Annotated in this window: 10 protein-coding genes and 1 tRNA gene; 4 read left to right on the top strand and 7 right to left on the bottom strand. The window is 60.4% G+C overall.

Going from position 1 to position 10,656, the window contains the following annotated elements; genetic code table 11:
• Positions 1 to 163: 163 nt before the first annotated feature.
• Entirely contained in the window at positions 164 to 394 is a 231-nt protein-coding gene (locus KBA32_RS14150; protein WP_294360091.1) for a hypothetical protein, read from the bottom strand.
• A gap of 267 nt (positions 395 to 661) precedes the next feature.
• Here KBA32_RS14150 and KBA32_RS14145 point away from each other — a divergent pair, with 267 nt between their 5' ends.
• On the top strand, positions 662 to 982 hold the full coding sequence (locus KBA32_RS14145) for a hypothetical protein (RefSeq protein WP_294360088.1): 321 nt from the start codon (positions 662 to 664) through the stop codon (positions 980 to 982).
• Between the two features lie 772 nt (positions 983 to 1,754).
• Here KBA32_RS14145 and thrC read toward each other — a convergent pair.
• The 6 genes from thrC to KBA32_RS14115 form a co-directional block, all read right to left on the bottom strand.
• Entirely contained in the window at positions 1,755 to 3,197 is a 1,443-nt protein-coding gene (gene thrC, locus KBA32_RS14140) for a threonine synthase (protein ID WP_294360085.1), read from the bottom strand.
• 115 nt (positions 3,198 to 3,312) lie between these two features.
• A complete protein-coding gene (locus tag KBA32_RS14135; RefSeq protein WP_294360081.1) occupies positions 3,313 to 3,864 on the bottom strand; it encodes a GGDEF domain-containing protein in 552 nt (183 codons plus the stop codon).
• Between the two features lie 284 nt (positions 3,865 to 4,148).
• The gene (locus KBA32_RS14130) at positions 4,149 to 5,318 is read right to left on the bottom strand and encodes a hypothetical protein (RefSeq protein WP_294360078.1); all 1,170 of its coding nucleotides are present in this window, start codon (positions 5,316 to 5,318) and stop codon (positions 4,149 to 4,151) included.
• Between the two features lie 19 nt (positions 5,319 to 5,337).
• A complete protein-coding gene (locus tag KBA32_RS14125; protein WP_294360075.1) occupies positions 5,338 to 5,637 on the bottom strand; it encodes a DUF2249 domain-containing protein in 300 nt (99 codons plus the stop codon).
• 179 nt (positions 5,638 to 5,816) lie between these two features.
• Complete coding sequence (locus KBA32_RS14120; protein ID WP_294360072.1) at positions 5,817 to 7,127, bottom strand: homoserine dehydrogenase; 1,311 nt, start codon at positions 7,125 to 7,127, stop codon at positions 5,817 to 5,819.
• A 142-nt stretch (positions 7,128 to 7,269) separates the two neighbouring features.
• Positions 7,270 to 8,496, bottom strand: coding sequence for a pyridoxal phosphate-dependent aminotransferase (locus KBA32_RS14115; protein ID WP_294360067.1), 1,227 nt, complete (start codon positions 8,494 to 8,496; stop codon positions 7,270 to 7,272).
• A gap of 152 nt (positions 8,497 to 8,648) precedes the next feature.
• On the opposite strand from KBA32_RS14115, the gene KBA32_RS14110 reads away from it, so the two are divergent.
• The 3 genes from KBA32_RS14110 to KBA32_RS14100 all read left to right on the top strand — a co-directional run bounded on the left by KBA32_RS14110 (position 8,649) and on the right by KBA32_RS14100 (position 10,373).
• Positions 8,649 to 9,020 (top strand): Mth938-like domain-containing protein, encoded by a 372-nt coding sequence (locus KBA32_RS14110; protein WP_294360064.1) that lies wholly within the window; start codon positions 8,649 to 8,651, stop codon positions 9,018 to 9,020.
• An 88-nt stretch (positions 9,021 to 9,108) separates the two neighbouring features.
• A complete protein-coding gene (locus KBA32_RS14105; RefSeq protein WP_294360060.1) occupies positions 9,109 to 10,002 on the top strand; it encodes a polysaccharide deacetylase family protein in 894 nt (297 codons plus the stop codon).
• Positions 10,003 to 10,283: 281 nt separating this feature from the next.
• A tRNA-Ser gene (locus KBA32_RS14100) sits at positions 10,284 to 10,373 on the top strand.
• The last annotated feature ends 283 nt before the right edge of the window (positions 10,374 to 10,656 follow it).

Raw genomic sequence — 10,656 nt, 5'->3', positions numbered from 1 at the left:
ATCGTCAAAAACCTTCAAAAATTCATCCCCAATCGAAACCGACCGCGACCGATTCGACCCAAACCCCACAAGTCTCATGCCTACAAATCCGCACCATGACAAAGTGCTAAGTCATGAGGATTGGGGGCCGGCAGGCCCCTTGGTTTTTTCGGATTGCTGAAGATCAGAACGGCGGATCGTCCGTGTCTGGGGACACCATCGGCTCGACGCCGGAGACCGGGGCGAACTGGTTGCGGTATTCCTCGCTCAAGGCGATCGCATAATGCGCCCAGATGCGATTACGCAGGTCATCGAGGAGCTCGACGACGGCGAACGCCTGCTCGGGAGACCATCCCGGATCGATGAGGAACTCGATCCCGCCGCGCAAGCCGGAAGGTTGATGAGAGTGGCTCATGAAACCTCCCTCGGCCGGCGTTTCTTCGACCGGCCAGCCGACACGCTTTTGCGACCGGCAGCCGTAGTTGTCCGTCGCAAAAATCGCGCACGAAATCGTTAAACCTGAAAATCTCAGTTGGCGATGAGCAACCTGGCCAAAGCTCAGGCAGGCCGGGGGGTTTGATCTGAAATGAAAGAGTCACTCCATGGGTGAGTCGAAATCGAAGGTCGTCAAGCGAGACGAAACCCTGCTGCCTGTGCCGGCGTGCAGACGATGGCCGGGTGAGTGCAGGGATGCTGGGAGACGGAAAGCGCCGCCACCCCGATGGGGCAACTGGCGTATTTCATCGAATTTCTCAACCTGACCGGTTTGTGGTCGCGCTGGCTGGAGAGTTGCCCGTTGGCCTACACCAGCCCGAATGCCCCGGGCGAGGCCGAAGTGCTGGGCACGTGGCTGCTGTCGATGCTGGCCGGACACCGTCGGTACTCGCACGTCACCGTCATCCGTTGCGACGGCATCAACCCCAGACTGTCGGGCATGGGCAAAGTCATCTCCGAAGACGCTCTGCGCAATGCCCGGATGTCCAGCCACGCAGCACCGGGTTAAGCGCGGCGATCGTTTGGCCGAGGTTGCGCGAAGCATTCCGACGACGATTTCACGCACTTTGCCTGTCCGTCGCTTCAAGCGACTGTCCGCGATCACCGGTGTCCCCAGCGTTCCAGTTCACGGTCCAGGTCGGTCAGCAGGATGTTCGACAGCAACGGGGACAGGGGGCCGCCTTGCGGCGTGCCTTCCTTGCGCTGACGATTCCTTCTGACATCATGCCCGCTTCCAGATAACGCCGAACCAGTTTCAGTACCCGTTCATCTTTTACCGGCGAGCCACTCTGGACATCAGAATGTCGTGATTGACCCGGTCAAAGAATTTCTCCGAGTCGAGGCCGACCACCCAGCGGTGGCCTTCCCTGATGTAGCCTTGTGTCAGCAACGGATATAAATTGACACACCCCGGAGAATTCAGGCCCGAATTCCGGTTGTAGAACTTGCAGCAGCGCTTGCTGGATCAGTCGATCCAGCACCGTCGGGATACCCAGTATCCGCACCCCGCCGTTGGGTTTCGGTAGCTCCATTTTCCGGATCGCCGCCGGCAGGTAATCACCTGCCAGTAGGGCTACTTTGACGCTTGGCCAGTGCTGTTGCAGTCATGCCTTGAATTCAGACACGGTAAGTCCGCCGACTCCCGCCGTGCCAACCTCTGCGCCCACTCCGGCCCTCGGCGAATTCCGTCCGCGGCACCCTTGCCGTTCAGCTAACTCCTCCCCTTGCCGGGCAAGTAGAGGAATTACACCTCCCAGTGCAGCAACCGACCGCTTCGGCGTTCAGCCCTGGACGTTGCGCTCGATGTTGCGCTTGACCGCGCCGACATCCACATCCATCACTTCCACCCGCTGCGGCAATGCCTCAATGCCGAGCATCGCGGCCGGCCTCTCCGGCCGACGCCCGAGCGCCTCGACGATCGTCTCTTCGAACTTGGCCGCCAGCGCCGTCTCGAGCACGACCATCGGTCGCTCGGAAGAACGCGCCTCCTTGGCGACTTTGAGACCATCCGCCGTATGCGTATCGACCATCACGCCATACTTCTCGTACGTCGAGCGGATCGTTGCCAAGCGATCGGCGTGGCTGCTCTTACCGGATACGAAGCCGAACTGCGCCAGTCGCTCGAAACAAGGCATTCTGGAGAGGTCGAAACTGCCACCGGCATCGATCTTCGCCCACAGTTCGCGAATGACCGCCGGGTCACGCCCGACGAGATCGAAAACAAAGCGCTCGAAGTTGGAAGCTTTCGAGATATCCATCGACGGGCTGGAAGTTGCGTGCGTTTCTGCCGTTCCACGCGGCCGGTAGACACCCGTGCGGAAAAATTCGTCGAGCACGTCGTTCTCGTTGGTGGCCATGACCAGTCTGGCGATCGGCAGGCCCATCATGCGCGCGATGTGACCGGCGCAAATGTTGCCGAAATTGCCCGACGGAACCGCGAAGTCGACCTGTTCGTCATTCGACCGGGTGGCACCGAAGTACCCTTTGACGTAGTAGATGACCTGCGCCGCAACACGTGCCCAGTTGATCGAATTGACCGCGCCGATCTTGAAGCGCGCCTTGAATGCGTGGTCGTTGGAGACTGCCTTCACGATGTCCTGCGCGTCGTCGAACATGCCGCGCACGGCGATGTTGAAGATGTTGGCGTCCTGCAGCGAGTACATCTGCGCACGCTGGAAAGCGCTCATCCGGCCGTGCGGCGAAAGCATGAAGACGCGCACACCGCGCTTACCGCGCATTGCGTACTCGGCGGCCGATCCGGTATCGCCCGAGGTCGCGCCAAGGATGTTGATCTCCTCGCCCTCCCGATCCAGCACGTACTCGAACAGGTTGCCGAGCAGTTGCATGGCCATGTCCTTGAAGGCCAGCGTCGGCCCGTTGGACAGTTCGAGCAGTCCGAAACCCGGCTCCAGCCAGCGTACCGGCGTGATTTCGGCAGCGCGACTCGCATCGCGCCCATTGCAGTAGACCGCCGCAGTGTAGGTCTTGTCGACCAGCTTCTTCAGATCTGCAGCCGGAATGTCATCGATAAACTTCGACAGCACGGCAAACGCCAGATCGGCATACGAAAGGCAGCGCCACGCATCCAGTTCGGCGCGCGAAATCTGCGGATAGGCTTCCGGCAGGTATAAACCGCCATCAGGCGCAAGGCCGCCGAGCAGGATTTCAGTGAACGACTTCTTGGGCGAACTTTCGGAATCGCCGCGTGTGGAGAGGTAGCGCATGGTCGTGCCCGCAAGGAGAAAACGGAGGGAGTGATTGAATCGCGTCAGGGCGCGAGTTTATCACGCACGCTCGGCCGTACCCTTCGCAAGCGCTACGCCGGTGAAGGCAAGCCGGCTATCCGGCGACGACGCAGTTCTTCCCCGCGCTCTTCGCCGCATACGTTGCCGCGTCGGCGCGCTGAATGGCATCTTCGAGCGATTCTTCAGCGCGGGTAACGACAACACCGGAGCTGAAAGTCATGACCCGCCCCGTTCCCGGAATCGTCTGTGCAGAAAACTCGCGCAGAAAGCGCGAAACGGCTTTCGTGGCGGCCTGCAAGGACGTTTCGGGGAACATCAAGACGAATTCCTCGCCACCGAAACGGCAAAGAACGTCGCTCGGCCGCATGGATTTTTGCAATATGGAGACGAGTTGTTGAAGCACCCGATCGCCCACCTGATGGCCGAATTCATCGTTCACCTGCTTGAAATCGTCCAGATCGACATGAACCAAGGCAAGCGGCGCGCCGCTACGACGTGCGCGCGACAATTCGCGCCGGCTGGCGTTGTCGAAACCGCGGCGATTCAGCGCGCCGGTCAGCGGGTCCGTGCAGGCGGCAACGCGCGCCTCGGCGAGTTCCGCCTCCAGCTCGGCAATGCGCATTTCGGCGGCGAGCAATTCGAACATGCCCGCTTCCCGCACCATCGATTGCGGAAGTCCGGCAACCGTCGCTGGCGTACAAGAAAACGTGTTCGCCTCGGCGACATACGGCACGCCTGGCGTATGCACAGGGCGGCGATGCAACCTGCGCGAGGCCGGCCGATTTGATTGAACGAGTTGCGAGGCGTTGCGATTCATTACTTCCTGCTCCATCCGATGTACGCGCATTGGCGTCCCTGTGACAGCTGAAACGGACAGAATCGGGAAATCTTGAGGAGATTCTTGGATAGAACGTCTAACACGCTAATTCTTCAAAGAATCTTTTCCGTTGGCGTTGCCGAGAGAAGAAGCATGCCCAGTGCGCGGAGGACGAGTACGACGAACGACAGCAGCCCGGCGACACACAACCAGAGGCCGGCGCTCTGACCAAAGGCAAGCGCGACACCGCCGGCAACAAACAGGAAAGTACGAAACACGCCGCCGATGCCGAGCGTCGCGTGCAACCGGTCGCGCATCGCGGTCCGTTTCCCCGGTGTGCACCAGACAGGCAGCAGTTGCGTCAGCGCGCCCGTGACCAGCGGAAGCAGAAAACCCGCAATGAACGCCGGAACGGCATCATGCCCGTTTAATCGTCCGAAGCCGTGTGCGACGCCAAACGCGACGAGCAGGAGCAGTCCGCACAACGCGCCCGCCAGACTCACTGCGGCGCCATTGCCCGCGATCACCCGCCATCCATAACGGCGCGACCACGCCACGCCGAGGCGTCCGACGACATACAGCAAACACGACGATCCGGGCACCAATAGCAACCAGCGCACAAACCACCACGCCGGCGACCAGACAGCCGCGCCGAGCGCAACCAGAAACACGCCGGCGACCGCCGGCACGAGATCGTCGCGCAAACGGGCACTCGCCTCGGCGTCAGGTCCGGCGAGTATCGTCGGCATCAGGACCTGCAAGGTTCCGATGGCCGTCAGGCCGATGAATCCCAGGGTATTGAGGTGCAGATGCAGCAAACGCACGGAAAGCCACATCTCCGGCCAGTAGTCCATCACCGGGACGATCGCCAGGCCAACGATCACGCAGGCCACGGCCGCCAGGTACCAACGCCAGCCCGGATGCGGCTTGCCGAGCGTGCGCCGCGCGCGCTGGATCATCCAGGCGACAAAGCCGGCACAGGCCAGCAGCAACAAGCCGGCGGCCGCATGCAAAGCCCCGCGTGCCAGCCAACCGTGGAAATGGAAGAAGGTGAGCAGTCCGGCGACCTGGAATAGCACCGGCAGCGCCTGTACCGCCCGATGCGGCCCGCCGCTGCGCGTCAGTACCGGGACGAAATGGGTAATCGCACCGACAATCAGGGGCAGGATGGCAACGGTGAAAACGAGGTGCGCCATCGCCAGCGGCGACGGCTCACCCAAGAGCTGCAAGACAATGTTGAAGAAGAACGCCACGAGGGCCGAACACCCCAGATAGATCAGCATGCGCCCCCCCTCTGGCGTTCTACGCCTGAACGGCCTGTTTGGCGAAATCGATGACGATCGCCCCTGGCTCACGCTGCACGTAACGGATGGCGATGGCCTGCCCGTAACGGGCCTGCAATTGACCGAGCAGAGGTAAAGGATCGTGGTCATTGCAAAAACGCATCGTCTCGCCCGGCATCAGCGCGTCGAACGCACCAAAGATGGCGGCGTGGCGAAAACGTTTGGCAATGCCGCGCGCATCGAAGGGGTAAAGCGCTTCTGGGGTCGGGTGGTCGCAAGCGTGCATCAAGATCTCCTGAAAGACATCGGGCTGGTGCAAAACTCGCATCTTTCTACACTACGCCTGCCCTGTCTTTGATGTAACCCGCGGATATCCTCACCCAAACCGGGGGCATCGCCGCACGGAACAACCCAAGGCTTCGATTGCAAAGCAAAAGGGGCGATGAATTCGGAGCATCCCGTCCTCATCGCCCCGCAAAAAACTTGGGCCACGGCCCGTTACAGGAGTTCTTCCAGACGCAGGCGCGTGATCTTTGTCTTGACCACCGAGAGCAGTTCGATCCTGGCGATCGCCGCGTCGATGTTCTTTTCGCGCGTGCGGTGCGTCAGGATGATGATATCGGTCTGGTCCTCGCCTTCGTCCGGCTCGTGCTGGATCATGGCGTCGATCGAAATATCGTGATCGGCCAGGATGCGCGTGATGTCGGCGAGCACGCCCGGCTTGTCCTCCACGCGCAAGCGCATGTAGTAGCTGGTGATGACTTCAGACAACGGCAGGATCGGCAGATCGACCATCGCCTCGGGCTTGAACGCCAGATGCGGCACACGATGCTGCGGGTCGGCCCTATGCATGCGCGTCACGTCGACGAGGTCGGCAATCACCGCCGAAGCCGTCGGTTCGGCACCGGCGCCCTTGCCGTAGTACAGCGTCGCACCGACGGCGTCGCCCTTGACGAGCACCGCGTTCATGGCGCCCTCGACGTTGGCGATCAGGCGCTTCTCGGGAATCAGCGTCGGATGCACGCGCAACTCGACACCTTCGGGCGTGCGCTTGGTGATGCCGAGCAGCTTGATGCGGTAGCCGAGTTGCTCGGCGTACTTGATGTCAGCCGAATCGAGCTTGGTGATGCCTTCGATGTGCGCCTTGTCGAAGCTCATCGAATTGCCAAAGGCGATGGCGCTCATGATCGTCAGCTTGTGCGCCGCATCGACGCCTTCGACGTCGAAGGTCGGATCGGCCTCGGCGTAGCCCAGACGCTGCGCTTCCTTGAGCACGGTTTCGAAGCTCAGGCCCTTGTCGCGCATTTCGGACAGGATGAAGTTGGTCGTCCCGTTGATGATCCCGGCGATCCACTCGATGCGGTTGGCGGTCAGCCCTTCGCGCAGGGCCTTGATGATCGGGATGCCGCCGGCCACTGCTGCTTCGAAAGCGACGGTGACGCCCTTCTTCTGCGCCGCGTCGAAGATCTCGTTGCCGTAGGTCGCCAGCAACGCCTTGTTGGCCGTCACCACGTGCTTCCCGTTTTCGATGGCCTTGAGTACGAGTTCCTTGGCCACACCGTAACCGCCGATCAGCTCGATGACGATATCGATTTCAGGATCGGCGACGACCGAGAAGGCATCGTCGGTCAACCGGCAGGAACCGCCCGTGACCTGCTTCGCAAGATCAAGATTCTTGTCCGCAACCACCGTGATCTGGATGGGCCGCCCCGCGCGGCGCGTGATTTCCTCGGCATTGCGCTTGAGAACAGTAAAGGTGCCACCACCGACAGTGCCGATGCCGAGAAGTCCAACGTTGATCGGTTTCATTTCAGAGCTTTCCTAAGACAAAACGAGGGTACAACCGTACCCTCACGAGAAAAAACCTTGCGTTCCATACACTTGAGTGCCAACGACCCAAGCCCGCCAGCACTTGTCAATCGATCATGAGCTATGCGTAAGGACTCTATCGTCACGTGCCATGACGCTTCCTGTAACCTTCCAGGAAGTTGGCAACGCGCCCGATCGCCTCGCGCAAATCGTCTTCATGCGGGAGGAAAACGAGCCGGAAGTGATCTGGATTCGGCCAGTTGAAGCCCGTCCCCTGCACCAGCAAGACACGTTCTTCACGCAGAAGTTCGGCGATGAACGCCTGATCATTCTGGATCGGATACATCGTGGGGTCGAGCCGGGGGAACATGTAGAGCGCCGCCTTGGGTTTGACGCAGCTCACGCCAGAAATCGCGGTAATCAGTTCATGCGCGAGGTCGCGCTGACGATACAGGCGCCCGGTCGGCGCGACCAGATCGTCAATACTCTGATAGCCACCCAGCGCAGTCTGAATGCCGTACTGGCCCGGCACATTGGCGCACAGGCGCATCGAAGCCAGCATGTCCAGACCTTCGATGTAGTCGCGGGCGTCGCGCAGATTCCCGGAAACGACCATCCAGCCGGCACGATAGCCGCAGGAACGGTAGTTCTTCGACAGTCCGTTGAAGCTGACGGTCAGCACGTCTTCCGAAAGGGAAGCGAGGGCGGTATGCGTTGCGCCGTCGTACAGCACCTTGTCGTACACCTCGTCCGCGTAGATGATCAGGTTGTGCTCACGCGCAATCCTGATGATCTCGAGGAGGATGCTCTCAGGATAAAGCGCACCGGTCGGGTTGTTCGGGTTGATGACGACGATGGCGCGCGTTTTCGGCGTGATCTTGGCGCGCATATCGTCCAGATCGGGTAACCACTCGTTCCCCTCGTCGCACAGATAGTGGCGCGGCGTCCCGCCCGACAGGCTGACGGCCGCGGTCCACAACGGATAGTCCGGCGCCGGCACTAGGACCTCGTCACCCGCATTGAGCAGCGCGTTCATGGCCATGACGATCAGTTCGGAAACGCCGTTGCCGATGTAGATGTCTTCCAGCGTCACACCCTTGATGTGCTTCTGCTGGGTGTAATGCATCACCGCCTTGCGTGCCGCGAAGATCCCCTTGGAATCCGAATAGCCCGCCGCATTCGGCAGGTTACGGATCATGTCGAGCTGGATTTCCTCGGGCGAATCGAAACCGAACGACGCGAGATTGCCGATGTTCAGCTTGATGATCTTGTGCCCTTCGTCCTCCATCTGCTTGGCCTGCTGCAATACCGGTCCGCGAATGTCGTAACAGACGTTGGCCAACTTGTTCGATTTGAGTACGGGTTTCATAGAGATAAACCAATGCGGCCTGCCATTGAGCGGGCCGTCCTGTCGGGATGCATAGTGGATACTACGAACAGCACCACAAGCGCAAACGCCTGCGAAAGAGGCTGTACATAAAGATATAATCCTACTATTAACGTCTTGTGCATCGCAATTTTATGAAGCTGCAGCCCGAAAAGACCGTTGGCCTCAACATCTTCACCGCCTACGGCGAAGGATATGTCAGCGTCAACGCCGTCCGTCACACAGCCAATCTCATCGTCCTGCCGGAGCGTCTGATCACGGACTGGACGAAGGCCGACTTCGCCGCGCTGAGCACCGCGGACTTCACGCAGTTGGCAGCACTCGACGCCGAGGTGATCCTGCTCGCGACCGGCAATCAGCTGCGCTTTCCTGCGGCCGAGCTGCTGCAACCGCTCATCCAGGGGCAGAAGGGCATCGAGGTGATGGACATCCGGGCCGCCTGCCGCACCTACAACGTGCTGGTAAGCGAAAACCGGCGCGTTGCAGCCGCGCTGCTCTTTGCCTGAAACACCGCGCCCTCACTGCAGCAGCCCCGCACCGAGATACGCTGACCGCCTCCCCTTGTAGCAAACGTACCTGACCGCACACGAATCAATGAAACGTATCGCCCTCAAGATCGACGTCGACACCTATCGCGGAACCCTGCACGGCGTACCGGCGCTGGTCGGACTCCTCCAGAAATACGACGCCGGCGCCACCTTCTTCTTCTCTCTCGGCCCGGATCAGAGCGGATGTGACGAGCGTGCGAACTCGCTATCGCGCCACTACGGACTCGCAACCCGACTCTATGGACGCATCCTGCCCGCACCGAACATCGGCGTTCGTTGCGCTGAGAGCATACGACAGGTCCGCGATGCAGGCTTTGAAGTCGGCATCCATGCCTGGAACCGCGCCGGCTGGGAAAGAAACGTGCAGACGGCGGAAAACCGCTGGATCGAAGGCGAAATGGCCAAGGCCTGCGCCCGGTTTCAGGAAATTTTCTCCGACGACCCGAAAGCGCACGCCGCAGCCGGCTGGCGAACGAACCGCCACGCACTGCGGCTGACGCAACGCCTGGGGTTCTCCTACGCCAGCGATTGCCGCGGGAGCCATCCATTCATCCCGGTCATCGACGGCGAACTCGTCGCCTGCCCGCAATTGCCGACGACACTCCCGACACTCGATGAACTCCTCGTGCTTGAACCCAGGTATTCGCCCGAACAGGCCGTCGACCGCATCGCCCAGCTCGCGAACGCGATCGCGGGTGACCACGTCTTCACGCTGCGCGCCGAACTCGAAGGAATGAAGTTCATCGACGCGTTCGAGCGGCTCCTCGGCGTCTGGAAGAGCGACGACCTCCTGCTGGTGCCACTGCGTGATATCCGCGCAACGCTCGATCCGGGCGCATTGCCGCGCCACACCGTGAGTCTGGGGAACACGCCCGGAAGAAACGGCGCCAGGCTGACCCAAGGCAACGCCTTTCTGTGGCAACACATCCGGACCGCCTAAACCGTCCCGGCACTTCAGGACTCAGCTGAATCGGAGACGAATCAACAGTTTGTAACGTGCTATCATGCGCGCTCGCAAAAAACCCGGCCGCCGAAGAATTGTCTTGCGTTTGACAGGCCGCGCCGGGAAGAAGCAGGAGGTGTGGCAGAGTGGTCGATTGCACCGGTCTTGAAAGCCGGTGAAGTGCGTTTTATGTAGTTGATTATTAAGGGTTTTTTCTGATAGTTTCCGCAACTTGCGGAAATCATTTCCGCAACCCCGCTAGAATGCGGGCGAATATCGGAAGCGTGGCCGAGTGGTTTAAGGCAGTGCTCTTGAAAAGCACCGAGGCAGGAATGTCTCCGTGAGTTCGAATCTCACCGCTTCCGCCAATAAAAAAACTTACCGGGACCAGCGATAGCTTCGCCATGAAAAGAGAAGAAATTCCGGCGCTCACGGGCTTGCGCTTCTTTGCTGCGTTCGCCATCGTGAAGTGGCCCCCTGAGTCAAGACAGTAATGCAGTCAGTTTAAGCAGCACATTCGACCTACACGCAGCTGGACGGCGCTGCCCCGGTTTTGCCTTTGCTTTTGTTGTTGCTGTTGCCTCTGGACTTGCCTTGGTGATGGAGGAATCCCCTGTGGAGCGTAGCGGAACAGGGGATTCCTCCATCGCG

Origin of the sequence: Propionivibrio sp. (assembly GCF_017995515.1) — a bacterium.
GTDB lineage: Bacteria > Pseudomonadota > Gammaproteobacteria > Burkholderiales > Rhodocyclaceae > Propionivibrio.
Note: the sequence above shows the minus strand (reverse complement) of the source record. Positions and strands in the feature narration are given on the sequence as shown.